This window comes from Desulfosporosinus sp. HMP52, from assembly GCF_000765145.1.
Lineage (GTDB): Bacteria > Bacillota > Desulfitobacteriia > Desulfitobacteriales > Desulfitobacteriaceae > Desulfosporosinus.
On sequence record NZ_JMGA01000030.1, the window covers coordinates 14,337 to 34,541 of the forward strand.

Consider the following 20,205-nt stretch of genomic DNA (forward strand, 5'->3'; position numbering starts at 1 on the left):
AAATCCTCATATATTGTGATGATAAGTTAATTAAAGAAAAGTATCGTTCGTTATGAATGCCTCATTCCTAAGATATTTATTTGAGCAACGGCGCTCTTCGAGGGTAGGTCAGCCTATTCCTTGAAGAGCGTTATTTTTTCTAAGTTATCAAAGTCACTTGCATACACATACCAGGTTTTACGGATACAAATACACAGATTAATTTTTTGCAAATGGGTGCTGGATTAGAAATGCAGGCCTGATGATTACAGGATTATATCCGGAATTGGAAAGAGGGGGATTTCCATGCTCTTGCTGGATAAGAATGGACCGTTTTTGTATGAACAGCTATTCGAGACTTTACGGCAGAGTATTATTCAAAGTGATCTCAAAACGAACGACGCTCTTAAGCCAATTCGGGTATTGTCGGAAGAATTGCACATCAGCATCAATACCGTGAGCAGGGCATATCAGCAGCTGCTGGCGGAAGGATATATCCGGTCGGTTCGGGGAAGCGGTTATTATGTGGAGAACTTGTCAACTTTACCGAGATCGGGCGTGTTATATAGGAAGGGACAAAAAGAAGTAGTACGGGAGTCTATTGTTCCGCTGAAGTATGATTTCAATTATGAGAGCATTGAGTCAAGTTTTTTTCCCTGGACGAAGTGGCGAAAGTATATGCAGGACGCAATGTTGGAGGAATCCTGTTCCGCGAAAATCGCCTATGAATGTAACAAAGGAAATGTAGAATTACGGAAAAGTCTGTGCGATTATATCAATAACAGCCGGGGTGTAAAATGCAGTTGGGAGCAAATCGTCATTTCCGCCGGTACACAATATGCTATGGATATTATTACCGATATCTTGCATGAGAAAGTAAATACCATAGGTGTGGAAGATCCCAGCTTTATTGGAATGCAAAGAATATTTACTAATAAAGGATACTCCATCAAAGATCTTTCCATGACCGATCGGGGAATCGATATTGATGACCTGGAAAACTCCATGTGTCATCTGCTTTACTTAACGCCATCCCATCAATTTCCTACCGGAGTCACTACATCCTTGACAAAACGTTTGCAGATTTTAGAATGGGCGCAAAAGAATCGAACCTATATTATTGAAAATGATTATGACAATGAGTTTTTATATGGAGAAAAACCCCTTCCCTCTATTCAGTCTTTGAGCACCAGCCAGAATGTGATTTATTTGAGTACCTTATCGAAGGTTCTCTCTCCGTCTCTTCGGTGTGCGTATTTTGTCCTTCCCTACAAACTTATGGAAATATATGAAGATAGATACAAGTACTATTACTCGGCGCTTCCAACTTATAATCAGAAGGCACTGGCCTATTTTATCAGAGATGGGCATCTCGAGAGACATGTACGCAAAATGTCCCTGTCAAACAGAAGAAAATACGGAATATTTAACAAAGTGGTAAAAGAAAGTCTGGCAGGTGTCGTTAAGATTTTCCCGGCGCCAGCAGGTTCTCATAGCTTGATACAAATTCCGGGATGCAAGAGTCAAGAAGGTCTAATCACGAAGATGAGATTGAGAGGCTTTGGAATTTATGGGACGAAAGTTTATTGGCGGAACCAGCAAGAAGCACCGGAAAACATCTTCCTCTTTGGATTTAATTCTATACCAGAGGAAGATCTAGAGAGAGCTTGCATCGAGTTTGCTTGTGCATTGAAGGAAATTATTGAAACATTGGAAACGTGATGATTTGGCCCCAATAAAAGCCCGAATTATAAATGAATCGATCTCAAGGATTTCCTAACAAAGTTCAAGGCAAAGGCTATAAAATTGACAAAACCAACCTTAGCTTCTTTTGGTAAGAAAAAGCTAAGGTTGGTTAATTATGATAGCAAAACAAAGCCTCTCTCTAATCACTACATGTTATATATACCAGTTCAATTAAATAGTATTGGAAATATAAGGTGGTAGTTCAAGCTTTTTATCCGGAATGATCCTCGATTGTATTTTTATAGAAGCCTAGTTTATATTTTGCCAAAAATGACAAAGTTTCTGTTTCTTCTGAACGGTAAAAGTAGTTTGCTCCAACTATCTGAGTACTTAAAAGAGGAAGCATTAATAAGAATAGACGCATTCCGGTACTTGCCTTTGAAAGGAATGAACCTGGGTTTGACGAAGCAGCTTACAAAGTTGCAGGTATTGCTATGTAGTTCTATGGACACTTGATTGTTTATAGTAGCTATATTCCAACAGCGCTGACTGGTTGGACGGGGTTGCTTCTTAATGTTATTTCGAATACGGCTCCTGTTTGACCGTTACCTGCCCGGATGCTCCCCCCCATAAACTCTACAGCAGATTTAGCAATTGCTAACCCGAGACCGAAATTTCCTCCTTTACCCTTGTAAAACCTTTCGAAAATATAGGGTAAATCCGCTTCCGATATGCCGTCACCATCATCCGCTAATAGAATGACTGCGGAATTTTCATCTTCCAGTAAAGTTATGCTCACCGTAGATTTGGCGTAACGCAGACAATTCGATACGATGTTAATGACTGCTTGGGATAAAAGGGTATCATCCGCCGCTACGTATACAGGCTTATTCGGCAGGACAAGTGCCAGTTCACATTGATGTTTTGCAGCAAGGCCGCCAAGACGCTGGACATATTCCTTGAGGATATTCCCCAAATCAACTTGGCTGAGTACTTTGCTGTACGTCTGGCTTTCAATCCGTGACAGTGTCAGGAGTTCTTCGACTAATTTACCCAGCCGTTTGCTTTCGCTGTGAATGATTTGAGAGGCATGTTTTACATCTGGAAGCACCCCGTTAATTACACCTTCTGCATATCCCTGGATAGACATAAGAGGAGTTTTCAGTTCATGAGAAGCATTCTGCAGGAATGCTTTTTGCGATTTATCATAGGTTTCAAGCTGAGCGGACATCTCCCCAATACTTTGTTTAAGCATATGAAGTTCAAGAATATCATGATTACTGGTCTGAAGCGGAGCGGAAAAGTCCCCAGAACCGATGTCTCTGGTCAGTCTGCACAGCTCGCTGACGGGGCGTGTAATCCGGATTGATAAACGATGAGCCAGCCACACAGCCAGTAAAGCTCCGATCAGCATAATACTTATTAATATGAGATTTATAAAGCGGACTAAGGCGATCTCCTTATCCGCATGAGATACAAAAACAACAGCCGGACTCCCGGAATTTGTGACCGGGTATAACAGGACAAAGTATTTATCTCCCCCGATGCGGATGGTATATACTTGGTTATCCTCCATCGAAGGCAGCTTCCCACTAAGTCGTTTCATGAACTGATTGTTGATAAAACTAGCGGAAATGTACCCATCCCTGAGGGGAGAGAAAAGCTCCTGATTTTGACTATAGAAAAGCATCTCAGTGTTCGCTGCTAATTGAGAAGAGCGCAGAGCTCTGTAGAGTTTGGCAAAAGGAGCAGCCAAATTTGCCGCGGCAGTGTTTTGGATATCCGGCAGTTCTTTTTTTACCACGCCTTCCATGGTCTTCACAACACCGCGCAGTTCAGTCCTGGCATTGCGATCTAAATAATAGTTAACCGAGAGATTGAATAAGAGCAGTGTTATGAGGGGAAAGACCGTGATCATGATGACAAAGGGAGTAACAATAGCGTTTTTTATCGTCTTCACAAATTATTTTCCCCCTTCGCTTAGTTTGAATCCAAATCCCCAGACAGATTCGATTTTTGCACTGCACTTGACAGCGGCAAGCTTTTTGCGCAGACGTTTCACCACATCATCTGTGGCCCGGGAGTCAACCTCAAAATCAAACTTCCAAACATTTTTCAAGAGCTCATCCCGGGATACGGCACGTGTGCTGTTTTGCATTAGATATACCATTAAAGCCAACTCCGTCGGAGTCAGATCAAACTGACTTCCATCTACTTTTGCATCTCGGGTGGCGGCATTGATAATCAAATTGCCGGCTGTCAAAATGTGCCTGGAACTGCCGCCTGTATCCAATTCCAATCTGCGGAACAATGCTTTGACTCTGGCCATCAGTTCCATAGGAGAAAAAGGTTTTGTCATGTAATCATCCGAACCAAGCGTAATCCCTGTTATCCGATCCATTTCATTGTCTCTTGCGGATACAATAATAATCAGGGTATTACTGCAATTTCGAATCTGTGTACATACAGAAAGTCCGTCTGTCCCCGGCATCATGATGTCAAGAATGACTAAATCGGCAGGCTTTTGCAAAAACGCCGCAAGTAAGTCATCCCCATTGGCGAAAGATTTCACTTCAAACCCTTCATTAGACAGAAACATATTAATTAAGCCGCGAATATTTTCATCATCATCCGCCAGGTAGATTAATTTTCTCATGGTATCACTTCCTTGCCCCTATTGTAGACTATTCTTTGCCAGATAAAAAGAATTGCCACAGCTTTGCCACAGTTTAACCTTTGTTTTGCGCAAAGGTCAAACGTTAAGATAAAGCAGGGAGGTGACAAATTGAGGAAAACCGGGTGTATCAAGTGAGGAATTAATATCTCAAACCCATAAGAAAGAAAAGAGGTTTTAACAATGAAAAAAATAACGGTAACCGTACTAGCTTTAATGCTTACCCTTGTTACGAGTACTTCAGTATTTGCCGCCACTCCGGGTGACGGGAGCAAATTAGACAAACGTATTGTAAAATTGGAGGAAAAGCAGCAGAAGATTGAAGAAATCAAAGCCCGCAACCTGGAAAAACAGTCAAAGCTAGCAACCAAGAAAGAGGGATTCGAAGGGTTCAAACTGGATTTAGCAGAGCACAGGCAGGAGGTACTTGAAAATCGTGAAAACAACCTCGGCGTTGTCGAGCTAAACAATCAACTGCGCCTAACCCTGGCCCAAAAGCTAGAAGCATTAAAAGACAGTGGTTCAGTAATTCCGGAAGAAACAACCACGCAGTTAAAAGCTTACAAGGCACAAATCGCTGAACTGGCGAACTCTTTAAAAGATACAAAAGGCAAAATCAAAGGTATTAAAGAGGAATATAAAGGCTTGATCAAGGAAGAGGATTATGCTGCCATGGATACAGCCTTTGCTGAAATAGCTTCCATCCAGACCAACCGCTTGGACATACTTAACCAGATCAACAGCATTCTGGAGGAAATGAATAATTTACTATAATCCGCTTTTCATTCCCCATCAACTTAAGCAGCCTGTTCAGCACTCTCTGTCATATTATGCGGACAATGCCGCCGTCAATTGCCTCCCCTATTCCTCCCTTGGTACCAACCGGTAACTTCAGTATAGCTTTTATAACCTGACAGCAGTGTGTCAGCTTATAAAAGCTTAGCTTAATATGATTTGCCGGGATGATATTGTTCCGAAAAAAGCACGCACTGATTAATTAATCAGTGCGTGAAATGTTTTGCTATTTTTTCTTTCATACTAAGAAGCCGGGACTGTATCTCACTTATATTTTTGTCCGGATTTGTAAATAACGTATAATTTACACTTTATCAATAATGGCTTAACAATGTTCTGGTAATATGAAGGATATAAAATACTATTTTAAAAAAATATGTCTAAAAAACAGCTATGAAGGAGCTGATCTAGTGTTTAAAAGGATTTTCAATGTTTATAGTGTTCGAGGCAAGACGATGCTTACAATTTTGCCTATAATCGTATTAACCCTCGTAGCTATGTCCGGGATTAGTTACAAGTATTCTGAATCACTGCTTAGGAATGAGATCCAAAACAAGATGAGTGCTAAATTACAGGGAACAATAGAGGGTATCGAGAAACAATTAACGGAACATGGTACTTTAGTTCAAGGTATGGTCAGTACAGTAGACTCTGTCGGTGGTAGCCTAAGCCAAGAGCAGTATACTGATTTATTTAAGAAAACAATCGCATCCGGTAACGTAACCTTTGGGATGGGCGTGTTTTATGAGCCTTATGCCTACAGGGAAGACGTTAAGTATTATGGCCCCTATGTTTATAAGGAAAAAGATAAAGTGATCTATACAGATGAATATAGTGATGAAAAATATGACTACCCTGGCCAAGACTGGTATAAAACCGGTAAGAACTCAAAAGAAAAGATTACATGGACAGATCCATACTTTGATGATGTTACAAAGGTCACAATGCTCACTGCCGTCGCACCGTTGTACGATAAGCAAGGAGCTTTTATAGGGGTAGCTACAGGAGATCTTGATTTTGTTACTCTGCAAAAACTAATTAGTGAGATCCGTTTAAATATCAAGGCGGACGTTTACCTTTTGAACAAAGAGGGGCAGTATCTGGCCAATCCAGACCCATCGAAAGTAATGCAAGGGAAGATTACGGAGGACACTAACAAAAGCTTGAGCGATGCCGCCAAAACCATGTTCAGTGGTCAAGAAGGATCGTTTACATACTCACGAGACGGGGCAAGACAGGTTTATTATGCACCTGTTCCAGGATTCGGCTGGACACTAGCTATTGATGTTTCAGAGGCTGATTTATTAGCTCCTTTGAATGCTTTGTTATATCAGATGCTCATCATATTTATACTAACAATCTTAATTGCCGGTACAGCTCTTTTTCTATATAGCCGTTATATCGTTAAGAATATTAAATTGGTGAACCAGTTTGCAGAGGCTCTCGTACAAGGCGATTTCAGCCACAGCATTAGGGTTCGATCTAAAGATGAGTTTGGCCAGATGACAGAAAACCTTAACATTATGATGGGAAATTTCAAGACAATTATCCTGGGAATTGTCAACAGTTCACAGCAGTTAGCTGCTTCAGCAGAAGAGTTAAACGCCAGTGCCGACGAGGGTGGCAAAACGACTGAACAAATTGTGCGATCCATTCAGGAAGTTTCCGACGGAGTACAACAAAAGCTGACGGGAGTCGATGCTACGGTATTTTCAGCGCAACAAGTTTCTGAGCATATGCAAACTATAACTCTGGATATCCAAAAAGTTACAGAAGGAGCGCGTGCGACCTCCGAGAAGGCTACCATAGGTAATAGTGTCGTTGGGAAAGCCGTTGACGAGATGCAAGCGATAAGTAATACCGTCAAGGAAGCAGCTGATGTTGTCAATAATCTGGGAGTAAAATCCGGAGAGATTGGTCAGATAGTAGCACTTATCACCAATATTGCTTCCCAAACGAATCTGCTGGCTCTCAATGCAGCGATTGAAGCAGCACGGGCAGGGGAGCAAGGACGAGGGTTTGCGGTAGTTGCTGACGAAGTTCGAAAACTTGCCGAACAGTCCAGTGATGCAGCCGGAAAAATCAGTGGATTGGTTAACGAGATTCAAAAGGAAACTACGAAGGCAGTTAACACCATGAACAATGGAACTGTTGCGGCCGAAGAGGGGATTCACATGATTAATTCCGCAGGTGAAGCTTTCCAAGATATCTTGCAGGGGGTCAACGACTTTTCAAAACAGGCCCTGTCCGTTGCTGACGTAGTTCAGGAAGTTGGGGCAAGTACCGAGACAATTGTTACCTCAATCATGGAGGTTGCAAACATTCCTAAGGAAATTGCAGGGAGTCTGGAAAATGTCGTGGCAGGTACAGAGGAACAGAGTGCTTCTATGGAGGAAATCCGTAGGGCGGCAACCTCTCTGGCTCAAATGGCAACAGACTTTCAAGGTAGTGTCACAATGTTTAAACTATAACTATCTGTCACGGAATACTTGAATGTCCTTATTCCTGCTTCAACCTCCGCTGATAATATAAAAAGATTGGCAAAGGAATTACAATCCAACCAAAACTCTTAATCAGGCTATTCAAAGCACGCTCACGGGCTCGAATCTTTTCCTGACTAACAAGGATTTGATAATCTTTTTGTAATTCCTCTTCGCTTTTCTCTTCGACTTTTTGCTGAGGCTGTTTTGGATCGCTATACTCTTGAGGAGCAACATACCCTCTTTTATATTCCTCATATGTCATATAGTAACTTGGAGGTGAAACCAAGTCAGCCACTGCCATAAAGGAAGCGACACTTCCCCCAATGGTCATCATCAGGGTGGCAAACAAAATAAGATACGTATACACCATCTTAATCATCTTTTTTCCCCCTTCATCTTGATAGACAGGATCTATATTTTTTTGTCGTGACCGAACTGAAAGCACGACTGCAACAATCATAAGAAGTACCAAAACGAATAGAACGATTCCAAAAATGCCGATAAATCCTACTGCCAATTCCCCTCGCCTCCTCTAATCTATAGTTTGATGGAGATAGTACTTCTATACGTTTAGACGTAGAAATTATTGCCTATCTGACATTTATTATAGCATAAACAAAGAAGCCCTTCCGCCGCCAAATAGAAAACTAGCGGAAGCCAATGCATTCTGCTTTGATAAATTAATGCCCGCTTTCAGCAAGCTAAAGTTTTGAAGCACTTCACACCATAGCCATTTAAATCGTAGTATAATGGTTAAGGGTGGTTTTTATGAAGATTGGAATTTTAGTGCGTGAAGAAACCATGCAAATTGTACGGGAAAGGGCTATCTTAACGCTTTTTTTCAAAGAAAGGATTCCTTTGCCCGATATACTGAGGAACTAGAATTACTAACGTTTACTCACACTGGCGGCGATTTAAATCGCAAGCCGGGATAGAATCTGTACACCTTTCTTCCTGCTTGAGAGCAAGGGCACCAGACTATGACTTGGTTGAAGGCTATCTGAGCATTTTACTGTTGTGGGATATACCCACGGTCCAGGGTAAGGACTAAAGATAAAAGCAATAATAATGTAATGATAGAACTACAAGCTGACAGCTGAAAAGTTATCTTTGGAGTTCTATTTTTTTGTCCCCATATTCATTTTGATCTCCATAAGGTAAAATACTAGAGGAAATTGAGACCAGTGTAGCTATATCCGTGTTAATCTGAAACTTTTATGGTATTATGAAAAAACATAGCAGGAGATACGAATCTAATCCGTTGTAGATTTTTAATTATAGGAGGACATGTTATGAAAATTTCCAAGAAAGATGCCTTAACTTGGTTTGAGTTCTTTGCAATATTGCCAGAGGATGAGGAAATTATGACCAAGCAACAAGAAATCATTTACGCAACCTTTGCCCAAATTGAGGCAGCCATCGATCATAGAAATGATATCTTAATGTCAGAAATCAGAGGCTTGAAAACTTTAGAGAATAGAACTTTTTTTGTGGGAGATGAAGGAAAATTCCCCAAAGGATGTCGTTCTTGTCTCTTAGGAACCGGTTTGAGTGCCATCAGGAAAACGAACAAATGTAACTTAGAGTGTAAGTTCTGCTATCATTATGGAGAGCTGGATGAAATCCCCCCGGTTGGCGAAGGTATGTGGGAAATCGGAGACACAAAGTTTTATGAGAAGGACATTGATTTGCTTCTTTCCATCCAACAGAAGCCCACGGGCATTTCCTATGTTTATTTAGAACCATTCATGGAAATTGAAAAATACTATCCGATTATCAAGAAATTCAGTGCTGCAGGGATTCATCAACACCTCTATACAAATGGCACTTTAGCTACAGAAGAGACCTTGAAAGCTTTAGGTGAAGCCGGTCTTGACGAGTTGCGTTTCAACCTGGGTGCGTCAAATTGCTCGGACAAAGTGATAAAAAATATAGCCATAGCGAAAAAATACATTAAAAATGTCGGTATTGAAACGCCAATGACCCCTGACTTCTTCGAATCATTTTTCCAGAAGAAGCAAGCGATCTTAGAGACGAAACTTGATTTTATCAATTGCGCAGAATTACACCTAAATGCCAATAACATAGATAATTATGACGGGGAAAACATGTATATTTCCAGACATGGCTATATATCTCCGATTTGGAGTCGGGAGTTGACTCTGAAATTCATGAAAACAGCCGTTGAAGAAAGCTGGGATTTAGCAGTTCATGATTGCTCAAACTATACGAAATTTGCCAGAGGTTTGAATTTTAGTGGCAATGAGGGTAGGTGGGTCGGGTCCAGCAATTATACCTGTGCGTTTTTCAGGATACCCTACGAAGTTTTTTTACCCATACTGCGTGATGACAGTTTCAAGTTTTTAAGTGAAGAGGAATTGCCTGTCGGCTATAGACCAGGAGAGCTGGTTTTTTAATGAGGTAAGATACCAAATGTATTACATTGAGGTACATGCTTTAATACAAAATTAATAATATCCATGGGATGAGCTCATGTCCTTCAAGAGACTTAGTCGTTTAAGCATAATCACTCTTCTTTGGCCAAAGGACTGGTATTTCTAAACAACCATGAAGCAAAACTCCACCAGCAGAGAAATATAAAATAACCCGGTAGGGGGTAGAACCAGTTAACAAAATCGTATAGTTCAACATTATGTACTATATATCCGTAACCAAGGCTTATACTGGCCCAAGTTAAGATATAGGGATACCTGAAAGACTTTTTGACGGGTAAAAAATAAAGAAAAATCATAACAGAAACCGTCCAACACAGTGGAGATAGGGCCATCATTTTCAAAACATAGAAGATGCTCAGGTTCTTAAACCACATAATACCTAGTATGTTTTGAAGTAAACCAACTGCTATTATATCCCCTAACCCACCGATAAGAATTCCATAGATAAAATATTCTTTATATTTGTTTTTAGGAATAAAGATTAGTGTTAGGCAAAAGGTTATGACTAGGAATAAGGGGTAGAATAATAATGTTATCATTTTATCCATGCTTTCTTACCTCCTAATTAATAGGCATTATATTTATTTGCTTAATAAGTAATTTTCATTCAGCTTATAAGGGTTATGTAAACAATAAGTGATTCTAAGCTTCAGATGTAGTTTGCCTAAGTGGTTCTTCAAATTTAGTCTTGACAAATATAGCAATATATGAATATTCTTAATAAGAATTGATAGAGGTGCATCGTACAATCAGTACCCAAAGTTGTTAAGGTTTACGTAAGACCGTAGCTTTGGTGAAAGGTGTAGATGCCGAAGTCGGTCTCAATTTACGTGGGGACAAGGCTGGTTGAACAAAATAAGATTTGTTTAACTGTCGCATTTGCGGAGAGCTATCTATCTTACAGTATGATTGGAAAATCATATAGGTAATTTAGTGGCTGATTCCGTATCAGCTATTTTTTATAAAAGGAGATGGAGATAAACATGAAAAAGAAGACCGTTTTCAAAGGTATTGCCTCTGCTCTCATAACTCCTCTGGACGAAACAGGAATTAATTATGAGCAGTTTGGCAAATTGATTGATTGGCAAATTGACGAAAAGATTGATGCTCTGGTGATTTGTGGAACCACAGGTGAAGCTTCGACCCTGACTGACGCTGAGCACAGAGCAGCGATTACCTTTGCTGTTCAACAAGCTAATGGCAGAGTGCCGATCATTGCAGGTACAGGCAGCAATGACATCGAATACGCCCATGACCTCACTAGTTTTGCCTGCGAAGCAGGTGCGGATGCTATGCTGGTAGTTACCCCATATTACAATAAGGCTACGCAAAAAGGCTTAATTAAAATGTTTACACAAATTGCCGACAAGAGCACAAAGCCCATCATTCTCTACAATGTGCCTTCAAGGACAGGTATTAATATTGAGCCAGCAACTTATGAGGTATTAGCTGAACACGAAAATATCGTAGGGATCAAAGAAGCAAATGGCAACATTTCAAAAATTGTTGAGACGATGGCGCGTGTCCACGGTAAGCTTGATTTGTATTCAGGCAATGACGATCAAATAGTTCCGCTTATGGCCCTTGGTGGAGTTGGCTGCATTTCCGTACTTTCCAACATTATGCCGGCGCAGACACGTGAGATTTGCACCCGTTTCTTTAAGGGTGACATTGCCGGCAGTGCTGAGCAGCAATATAAGCTTTATGGCATTACAGAGGCCCTGTTTTGTGAAGTTAACCCTATTCCGGTCAAGGCTGCTATGGCAGCTATGGGTTTTTGCAAGGATTACCTTAGAATGCCTCTCACAACCATAGAGGATACAAACCGTGAAAAGTTGATCTCAGTTATGAAGGCATATGGATTAATCGTTTGATGAAGGTTATAAGAGAGAGACCATGCCAGTCATACGACAAATAGGGTAGCTTACTTAGCTTTGGCCCAGTAGTAATATAATTGCAGTAATTAATAAAGTAACGCCAAACTTAGCTGCGGCTATACTTTATTAAAAAACAAATCCTTATTTCGCACTTTAAGGGAGCGAAATAAGGATTTGTTATTTGTCCTCACAGAAAAAATGTACTGAATGGCTAAAAATATGTTTCTGGTAAGATACTATAGATACTCTTATATGCAGTAATATAAACCCGAAAGGAAAAGAAATGAAGCCATTTCATAAAGGTTTGATCATATTAGGACTTGTTTTTCTAGCATTCTACATACCGTTTCGTATTACTTATGCGTGGTATACGACCCCATCGTCCTGTCAAAAATGCCACGAAGTTGCACCATATTATACCTCGTGGCAGAAATCAGCACATAAAAATACTGACTGTATGGATTGTCATGTAACAAGGGGCCCATTCCATCGCTTGGATTCATTTAGTAGAGGAATAAGAGATGTGGCAGAAAATATCACAGGAGATTATGGTCTGTTTACAAACTCTATTTACTACAATTCAAACTGCATTGCCTGCCACATAGGTAATTTTAAACCTGAGAGTAATGCACCAATTATGCCTGACAACCATGCAATTAAAATTAAAAAGGGTTTAGGGTGCAATAATTGTCATAGGGATACCGGTCACAAAAATGGGCTTGGGGTTGATTTGAAGTTTGAACCTTAGGCAAACTCCTAAGATTTAGAAATTGTTGACCTTGATTTCTAAAGAAAAAGCCCCTCGGCATGAGCATGAGGGGCGGATGTTTTATGACTTTGGACACTGACGGGATGAAAAGAGATTTAGATTCCTTGATGTTAGCTATACTCAAGCTAGGTCAAAACGGTCCGCATTCATAACTTTGTTCCAAGCAGAAACGAAGTCATGCAAAAACTTATCTTGAGAGTCGTCACAGGCATAAACTTCCGCGATGGCCCGAAGTTGAGAGTTTGAACCGAAGACGAGATCAACACGGGTGCCGGTCCATTTGAGTTCGCCCGTGGTGCGATCGCGACCCTCGAACACGTTTTCATCGTCAAATGTCGCTTGCCAGGTTGTTCTCATATCCAGGAGGTTGACGAAGAAGTCGTTGGTAAGGGCTTCTGATTTCCTAGTAAAGACACCGTGCTGAGACTGACCGTAATTGGTATTCAGGACTCGTAGTCCGCCTAACAAAACAGTCATTTCCGGAGCGGTCAAAGTCAAAAGTTGGGCACGGTCCAGCAAGAGTTTTTCTGCCGGTACGGAAAATTTAGATTTTAAGTAGTTGCGGAATCCGTCTGCAGCAGGTTCGAGCACAGAGATTGAAGTAACGTCGGTCTGCTCCTGCTGAGCATCCGTGCGTCCCGGCTTAAAAGGAACGGACAAATTATGACCGGCATTCTTGGCTGCTTGCTCTATACCTGCACAACCGGCCAGGACGATCAAGTCAGCGAGGGAAACTCTCTTTGAACCTGACTGGGCACTGTTGAACTCTGTTTGGATTTTGTCCAGAACTGCAAGTACCGGATTGAGCTGACTTGGTTGGTTGACTTCCCAATCCTTCTGGGGAGCAAGGCGGATGCGAGCTCCATTGGCACCACCTCGCTTATCCGAGCCGCGGAAGGTAGATGCCGAGGCCCAAGCTGTCCCAACAAGCTGGGAGACAGACAGGCCTGAAGCTAAGATTTTCCCCTTAAGATCCGCCATATCCTGTTCCTCAATCAATTCATGATCCACTGCCGGTACCGGATCCTGCCAGATCAGCTCCTCATTAGGAACTTCCGAACCGAGATAGCGTGAACGGGGACCCATATCTCGGTGGGTTAGCTTGAACCAAGCCCGGGCAAAGGCATCCGCGAATTCTTCGGGGTTTTGCTGGTAGCGTCGGGCGATAGGGCCATAGATCGGGTCGAAGCGCAGAGAGAGGTCCGCCGTGGTCATCATGGGTCGGTGCTTCCTAGACGGATCATGAGCGTCAACTACCATGTCTTCATCAGCTACATCCTTGGCAAGCCACTGATGCGCGCCGGCTGGACTCTTGACCAGCTCCCACTCGTATTTGAAAAGCACGTTAAGGTAGCCCATGTCCCATTTGGTCGGGTTAGGCTTCCAGGCACCTTCGATACCGCTGCCGATGGTATCTCCGCCTTTGCCGCTGCCGAACCTGCTCTTCCAGCCTAAGCCCTGTTCCTCAAGACCGGCAGCTTCAGGTTCAGGACCGACATGGGCCGCATCCCCCGCACCGTGACACTTGCCGAAGGTGTGTCCGCCGGCGACGAGGGCGACAGTCTCTTCATCATTCATTGCCATACGGGCGAAGGTCTCCCGAACGTCATGGCCGGAGGCCACAGGATCAGGGTTACCGTTCGGGCCTTCCGGGTTTACATAGATCAGTCCCATTTGTACGGCGGCGAGGGGGTTTTCTAGATCCCGTTCACCGGAGTAGCGCTTGTCGCCAAGCCACTCAGCCTCAGATCCCCAATAAATGTCCTCTTCCGGCTCCCAGACGTCCGCGCGTCCGCCGGCGAATCCGAAAGTCTTTAGTCCCATTGACTCGATGGCGCAGGTTCCGGCAAGGATCATCAGGTCAGCCCAGGAAATTTTCCTGCCGTACTTCTGCTTGACGGGCCAGAGCAGACGGCGAGCTTTATCCAGGTTCACGTTGTCCGGCCAGCTGTTGAGGGGGGCAAAGCGTTGGGTTCCGGATCCCGCACCGCCGCGGCCGTCGTTGGTACGGTAGGTGCCTGCGCTGTGCCAAGCCATCCGGATGAAGAACGGCCCGTAGTGACCATAATCCGCCGGCCACCAATCCTGGGAATCGGTCATTAATGCATAAAGATCCTTCTTGAGTGCTTCCAGATCAAGTTTCTTGAATTCTTCGGCATAGTTGAACTCCGGAGCCATGGGATTACTCAAGTTGGAATTCTGATGAAGAATCTTGAGGTTCAGCTGGTTTGGCCACCAGTCCCTGTTCGAAGTGCCGCCCCCTGCCGTAGCACTTTTTGTATGGCCTGTTACCGGGCATCTGCTTTTTTCATCCATAAAGTTCCCTCCTCGTAAATTTCTTGGATAGGTGCATATCTGGATTATCAAGGATGGATCTGCGATTTTCCGCGAAAGGAGAGAGAACACCACCCAAACTTGACAACGATGCCGGAAAAATAATCTGCAGCAGCTTGACTATGGCATTTACACAGCTACGCTGTGAATAAAAGGGTTTGCTCTGTCTAATCATCGTGGACTTAAGAATTTATGTAAAATTGTAATAGTTATAAATTTAATTATATAGTATGACAAGAAAGATGACAATATAAAAGTGTGAAAATTAGAAATGTAGTTATATCAATTTAATTTGCAGTTATTGTTAAGTTATCTGCCCTATTAGAAATTTATTGATTCGAAAAGAATAACAGGTGTTTTGAAATTTTAGTATAATTAGATATACTATATAGGAAAGAATCAAGAATGCAGTGAATAGTTTAATAGATTCAGAAATGGCAGGGGATGAACTATGTTTGAACCTATGATTGAGTTATTAAAGAGGAAGCAGAGAAAGCTCATTTTTACTGAGGGAACAGATCCGAGGATTCTTGAAGCAGCAAGTCGCCTCCATAAGGACGGTATCCTTGTGCCGATACTTCTGGGCAATCGCTCTGAGGTAGAGGCCGCTGCTCAAGCCATTAGTTGGCCGATAGAAGGGATTGAAATTATTGATCCCCTAACCTATGCTGGCATTGATAGAATGACTGCAGAGTTGTTTGCCCTGAGAAAGGGAAAAGTGGATGAGGCCGCTTGTCGTGCTCTTTTGACAAAAACCAATTATTTTGGCATTATGCTCGTAAAAATGGGGTACGCCGACGGTCTCCTAGGCGGAGCCACTTATTCCACAGCTGATACGGTTCGCCCCGCTTTGCAGATTATTAAGACAAAGCCCGGCAATAAGCTTGTCTCAAGCTGCTTTGTTCTGCACCGCTCTACGCCAGATGGCGAAGAAACATATCTCATGGCTGATTGCGCTATCAACGTTAAACCCACAGAGGATGAATTAGTTGAAATTGCTGTGGAAACAGCTAGAACAGCCAGGTGTTTTGCTGTAGACCCGAAGGTGGCTATGCTATCCTACAGTACATTAGGTTCCGGTCAAGGTGAGACTGTCGATATGATGCGTAATGCAGCGGAAAAATTAAAAGCAATGAGTCTTAATTTTCCAGTCGACGGAGAGCTGCAATTTGATGCAGCTTTCTCTCCTGATGTTGCTAAAACAAAAGCTTTTGATTCGCAAGTAGCGGGACAAGCAAACACCTTCATTTTCCCGGATCTTAATTCAGGGAACATCAGTTATAAAATAGCCCAGAGACTGGGAAAGTTTGATGCTTTCGGTCCGATTCTCCAGGGTCTGAACGCTCCTGTTAATGACCTTTCCAGGGGTTGTACTGCTGAAGAGGTTTACAAGATGGGTATAATCACGGCCAGTCTTAAGTAATGGACAACTAAAACCGGGACTATCGTACCTGGCTATCCCACCTAAGCTGTGAACACACTAAAAAATTGTGATATACTATTGGATGTATAAAGCTTAATGGAGGTAAATATGAATCGCGAACAAGAACAAATTTTAAGTTTTATTTTAGAAAGAGTAAAAGATGACAAGGTAGAGGAAGCAAAAGAATTACTTGTTGAAAACTTCAAGAAGCTGACAGAAGGCAATTTTACACAGGATGATATTATGCTGTTTTTGCCGAAAATGATCGCTTTGCTAAAACCTGAAAAGTTGGTTGAAGTACAAACCGTTGTTATGCAATTTGCTCAAAATTTTAGTCATTTGCTGCCTAATAGCAAACTTGGCTAATTAACACCATAAGTTCTATCTGTTCATCAAGTAAAGAGCATGAATCCAGTCAAGGGAAGGGATTCATGCTCTTAGTGCTCTATCTGCTGCATTTTCTACACGGTCATGATAGAAGAGAAACACCAAATTTATGCACCACTAAACAGCTGAAGATCTAATAGAAAAGGAGGGAACGAACTATATGAAAGAATTTTTAGGAAAACTCCAATATAATTCGCCGGTAACCCTGACATTTACGTTTCTTTCCTTGGCGATATTGTTGTTAGGCTATATAACAGACGGACTAACGACAAATTTGCTTTTTAGTGTATATCGATCATCTTCAACGGATCCATTGACTTACTTCAGATTGTTTGGTCATGTGCTTGGTCATGGGGATTGGAGCCATTACTCAAACAATATGGTACTATTTCTGGTTTTAGGTCCCATACTTGAAGAAAAATACAAATCGCAATCTTTTTTAATCATGATTGTAATTACTGCCCTGGTGTCTGGATTATTTCATGCAATTTTATTTTCGAATACTGTATTACTGGGTGCCAGTGGTATTGTATTTATGATGATAGTCCTATCATCAGTTGCAGGCATGAAGGATGGGAAAATCCCACTAACCCTCATATTGGTCATAATTATTTATCTTGGGGGCGAGATATTAAGTGTTGGATCGAAGGATGGAATAGCTCATCTAGCTCATATTTTAGGAGGAGTCTGCGGGGCTGCTTTTGGTCTTCTAAGCAGACGAGCATAAATATACTTTATAATTCCAGCTCATTTTGGTGAGTGATCCCGTGGTAAAAAATTATTCAATCAATCATCCCGGATTTGATGTTGGAAAAAAGAATAAGGGCTCCTTTCGCTCTTTATACAGTTTATTTAGTCGCGTTGCAGCGTCTTTGACAAGACCGGTTTTCATAGTTCTGGCGTTTTGAGGACAGTTCTTTATGCAGGCACAACACGTGATGCATTTTTCCTGATCAATCAAATGACTATTTTCGGAATCGATAGCCCCTACAGGACACCCTTCTGCACAAATTCCGCACTGCGTACACTCATTACTAATTGCTATGAAATCAACACTCCATAGCTTCGAATCTCCTCTATAGGGATAGTTGCCAGGTATATTTAGATCGGAAATGTGATGGACTGATGAAACAGATAGTAGTAATTCCTTTATTTTACGTCCGAATAATTCTGCGTGATTTAAGTCACTTGCATCAGGACGGGCTTCGGCTATCGGTGTTTCGGCACTAGAAAAGGAGTGTTCTCCAATATAGGCAGCACAGGCGATCGGCATACATCCACGTTTTGTCAGAATATCTTTAAGCTCAAGTAAGGCATCGTCATACACACGATTACCATAAACGACAATACATACAGCAGGTGTATTACGAGCTTTAATCTTATGAAGCCATTCAATTAAAAGTAAAGGTACTCTCCCCATATAAACTGGCACAGCAACAACAAGTAATTCATTTTCTGATGTTTGTAATTGGTGTTTTCTCGCAGCTGGTTTGGTAATATCTATTAGTTCGACAGTGCTGTGATTAATTCCGCGCGCAATACCTTGAACAATCGCTTTTGTTGTCCCTGTAGGTGAAAAACAAACCAGTTTCAGTGATTGTATTTTCATGAGACCCTCTCCTTTAAATCTTTAGACTCTCTGCAGTTAAGAAAACATTTTTATTGGTTTTACAAATTCTTCATGAATTATAGTAATACAAATCTTATAATGTAACTAGGAGTGAAATTATAATGGTATAAATTATACTAGTTAGGATTGATGAGAATTTTGAATAATGAGAAACATCGATATAAAGAGCTTGCTGATTTTTTAAAAACGCGAAGAGCCAGAACTTTACCATCACATGTGGGACTTTCATCAGCAATGCGCCGACGTACTCCTGGCTTGAGAAGAGAGGAAGTTGCTCAGTTAGCTGGTATTGGTTTGACTTGGTATACATGGCTTGAACAAGGAAGACCTATTCATGTTTCAACTCAAGTAATAGAAAGCTTAGCTAGAGTTTTATTGCTTAATAAACAAGAGCGCATTCATCTGTACCTTTTAGCGAATCAGCCCCTTCCGGCAGATATACCGGGCTACCAGGGAACAGTAAGTCCGATACTTCAGCATGTTCTGGATAGTTTAATACTCTGCCCATCTCTTGTCATGGATCAGAAGTGGAACGTTATTGCTTGGAACAAAGCAGCATGTTTAATCTTTGGTGATTTCCATGAAATGAACCTTCGAGAACGAAATATAGTATGGGCAATGTTCACAGATAATAAATATAAAAAGTTATATGGCGACTGGAATCTCTATGCCAAGGGTCTGGTGGGCCGATTTCGTTCAATGTGTGGGCAATACATTGAAGATTCATGGCTTGCTCAGTTTATTAATGATCTTAAAATGCAAAGCACAGAATTTAATTTATGGTGGTCTTTACATGAAATTGAGAGTAATAAAGAAATTTACAAGCAATTGAATCATCCTGTTGCAGGGATATTAGATTTTGAAGTTAGTAATTTTGATGTTTCAGACAATTCTGGCTTAAAATTGATTGTACATGTACCTTTATTAGAAACGGATACTGCTACAAAAATGAAATCATTGTTGAATGATTAGTTCCATTGACCTAACGGATTTAGCTTTGCTCCAACGTCAACCTGATTACCTTAGTGGCTGTGACTGGCAACATTAATTATAAAAGATCACTGCAGAAGGACTCCTCTGCAGTGATCTTTTATAATTGGTAAGAATTTTAGACGATTAGTTATACATGATGTTCTTCAGCAACATCTTTTGTTTTATGAACAGTGCCGTGGGGATGTTGAGGCGGTGCATAGATAGAGTACAATTTAAGTGGTACACAGCCAGTGTTTATCAGATTGTGCCATTTACCAGCCGGTATTAATATGACACAATTATCACCCACTCTTTGCTGGTAATTAAGCCTATCTCTGCTGTCTCCCATTATAACAAGGCCTTGACCTTGTTCAAGGCGAATAAACTGATCGACATCAGGATGCATTTCCAATCCGATGCTATCCCCTACATTGATGCTCATTAAGGTAAGCTGTAAATAACTGCCGGTCCACAAAGCAGTACGGAAGGTATTGTTTTGGAGTGAAGTCTCCTTGATATTTATTACAAAGGGGTTTGGTCCATAATCCCTTAAAGGAAGCACCTTCCCTGGATACATTGGTGCTTCAGCCCTGGGAGGGCAGGGATATTTATATGGGTTAGAAATTGGCGTGTTATCAAAATAGGGGCGTAGATAGGAGTTATATCCATTATACATTTTACTCCACCCTTTCATATATTTCGAAATTTATAAAACATGCTAAAGAACTATTTTCTTTCAG

At 41.6% G+C, this 20,205-nt stretch carries 17 protein-coding genes and 1 riboswitch; of the genes, 10 read left to right on the plus strand and 7 right to left on the minus strand.

Annotation, left to right across the window (positions count from 1 at the left end):
• The first annotated feature begins 285 nt into the window (after positions 1 to 285).
• Positions 286 to 1,701: a PLP-dependent aminotransferase family protein gene (locus DP73_RS12685; protein WP_034599980.1), complete on the plus strand. Its 1,416-nt coding sequence runs from the start codon at positions 286 to 288 to the stop codon at positions 1,699 to 1,701.
• 493 nt (positions 1,702 to 2,194) lie between these two features.
• Here DP73_RS12685 and DP73_RS22085 read toward each other — a convergent pair whose 3' ends face one another.
• Together DP73_RS22085 and DP73_RS12695 are read right to left on the minus strand one after the other, a co-directional pair.
• Positions 2,195 to 3,625, minus strand: a complete 1,431-nt coding sequence (locus DP73_RS22085; RefSeq protein ID WP_052090652.1) for a HAMP domain-containing sensor histidine kinase — start codon at positions 3,623 to 3,625, stop codon at positions 2,195 to 2,197.
• A 3-nt stretch (positions 3,626 to 3,628) separates the two neighbouring features.
• On the minus strand, positions 3,629 to 4,321 hold the full coding sequence (locus tag DP73_RS12695) for a response regulator transcription factor (RefSeq protein ID WP_034599981.1): 693 nt from the start codon (positions 4,319 to 4,321) through the stop codon (positions 3,629 to 3,631).
• Between the two features lie 201 nt (positions 4,322 to 4,522).
• On the opposite strand from DP73_RS12695, the gene DP73_RS12700 reads away from it, so the two are divergent.
• Together DP73_RS12700 and DP73_RS12705 are read left to right on the plus strand one after the other, a co-directional pair.
• Positions 4,523 to 5,113 carry a hypothetical protein gene (locus tag DP73_RS12700; protein WP_034599982.1) on the plus strand — a complete coding sequence of 197 codons (591 nt, stop codon included), beginning with the start codon at positions 4,523 to 4,525 and terminating at the stop codon, positions 5,111 to 5,113.
• Between the two features lie 431 nt (positions 5,114 to 5,544).
• A complete protein-coding gene (locus DP73_RS12705) occupies positions 5,545 to 7,605 on the plus strand; it encodes a methyl-accepting chemotaxis protein (RefSeq protein ID WP_034599983.1) in 2,061 nt (686 codons plus the stop codon).
• A 28-nt stretch (positions 7,606 to 7,633) separates the two neighbouring features.
• On the opposite strand, the gene DP73_RS12710 is transcribed toward DP73_RS12705, so the two are convergent.
• Positions 7,634 to 8,134, minus strand: a complete 501-nt coding sequence (locus DP73_RS12710; protein WP_034599984.1) for a hypothetical protein — start codon at positions 8,132 to 8,134, stop codon at positions 7,634 to 7,636.
• 775 nt (positions 8,135 to 8,909) lie between these two features.
• Between DP73_RS12710 and DP73_RS12715 the strand changes: the two genes are divergently transcribed.
• Positions 8,910 to 10,034 (plus strand): radical SAM protein, encoded by a 1,125-nt coding sequence (locus tag DP73_RS12715; RefSeq protein WP_034599985.1) that lies wholly within the window; start codon positions 8,910 to 8,912, stop codon positions 10,032 to 10,034.
• 110 nt (positions 10,035 to 10,144) lie between these two features.
• Here DP73_RS12715 and DP73_RS12720 read toward each other — a convergent pair whose 3' ends face one another.
• Entirely contained in the window at positions 10,145 to 10,621 is a 477-nt protein-coding gene (locus DP73_RS12720) for a hypothetical protein (protein ID WP_034599986.1), read from the minus strand.
• Positions 10,622 to 10,796: 175 nt separating this feature from the next.
• Positions 10,797 to 10,973: riboswitch (Lysine riboswitch) on the plus strand.
• A gap of 83 nt (positions 10,974 to 11,056) precedes the next feature.
• Here DP73_RS12720 and dapA point away from each other — a divergent pair.
• Both dapA and DP73_RS24215 read left to right on the plus strand, forming a co-directional pair.
• On the plus strand, positions 11,057 to 11,947 hold the full coding sequence (dapA, locus tag DP73_RS12725; RefSeq protein ID WP_034599987.1) for a 4-hydroxy-tetrahydrodipicolinate synthase: 891 nt from the start codon (positions 11,057 to 11,059) through the stop codon (positions 11,945 to 11,947).
• A gap of 286 nt (positions 11,948 to 12,233) precedes the next feature.
• The gene (locus tag DP73_RS24215) at positions 12,234 to 12,698 is read left to right on the plus strand and encodes a NapC/NirT family cytochrome c (RefSeq protein ID WP_034599988.1); all 465 of its coding nucleotides are present in this window, start codon (positions 12,234 to 12,236) and stop codon (positions 12,696 to 12,698) included.
• Positions 12,699 to 12,839: 141 nt separating this feature from the next.
• On the opposite strand, the gene katG is transcribed toward DP73_RS24215, so the two are convergent.
• Entirely contained in the window at positions 12,840 to 15,035 is a 2,196-nt protein-coding gene (katG, locus tag DP73_RS12735) for a catalase/peroxidase HPI (RefSeq protein WP_034599990.1), read from the minus strand.
• A 469-nt stretch (positions 15,036 to 15,504) separates the two neighbouring features.
• Here katG and pta point away from each other — a divergent pair, with 469 nt between their 5' ends.
• From pta to DP73_RS12750, 3 genes are all read left to right on the plus strand, one after another.
• On the plus strand, positions 15,505 to 16,476 hold the full coding sequence (pta, locus tag DP73_RS12740) for a phosphate acetyltransferase (RefSeq protein WP_034599991.1): 972 nt from the start codon (positions 15,505 to 15,507) through the stop codon (positions 16,474 to 16,476).
• Positions 16,477 to 16,584: 108 nt separating this feature from the next.
• Positions 16,585 to 16,842 carry a hypothetical protein gene (locus DP73_RS12745; protein ID WP_081963047.1) on the plus strand — a complete coding sequence of 86 codons (258 nt, stop codon included), beginning with the start codon at positions 16,585 to 16,587 and terminating at the stop codon, positions 16,840 to 16,842.
• A 181-nt stretch (positions 16,843 to 17,023) separates the two neighbouring features.
• Positions 17,024 to 17,590 carry a rhomboid family intramembrane serine protease gene (locus tag DP73_RS12750; RefSeq protein WP_034599994.1) on the plus strand — a complete coding sequence of 189 codons (567 nt, stop codon included), beginning with the start codon at positions 17,024 to 17,026 and terminating at the stop codon, positions 17,588 to 17,590.
• A 63-nt stretch (positions 17,591 to 17,653) separates the two neighbouring features.
• On the opposite strand, the gene DP73_RS12755 is transcribed toward DP73_RS12750, so the two are convergent.
• Positions 17,654 to 18,472 carry an EFR1 family ferrodoxin gene (locus DP73_RS12755; protein WP_034599997.1) on the minus strand — a complete coding sequence of 273 codons (819 nt, stop codon included), beginning with the start codon at positions 18,470 to 18,472 and terminating at the stop codon, positions 17,654 to 17,656.
• 150 nt (positions 18,473 to 18,622) lie between these two features.
• Between DP73_RS12755 and DP73_RS12760 the strand changes: the two genes are divergently transcribed.
• Positions 18,623 to 19,465 (plus strand): helix-turn-helix transcriptional regulator, encoded by an 843-nt coding sequence (locus DP73_RS12760; RefSeq protein ID WP_052090668.1) that lies wholly within the window; start codon positions 18,623 to 18,625, stop codon positions 19,463 to 19,465.
• A gap of 148 nt (positions 19,466 to 19,613) precedes the next feature.
• Here the strand turns inward: DP73_RS12760 and DP73_RS12765 are convergent, their stop codons facing one another.
• Entirely contained in the window at positions 19,614 to 20,141 is a 528-nt protein-coding gene (locus DP73_RS12765) for a cupin domain-containing protein (protein ID WP_034599998.1), read from the minus strand.
• Between the last annotated feature and the right edge of the window lie 64 nt (positions 20,142 to 20,205).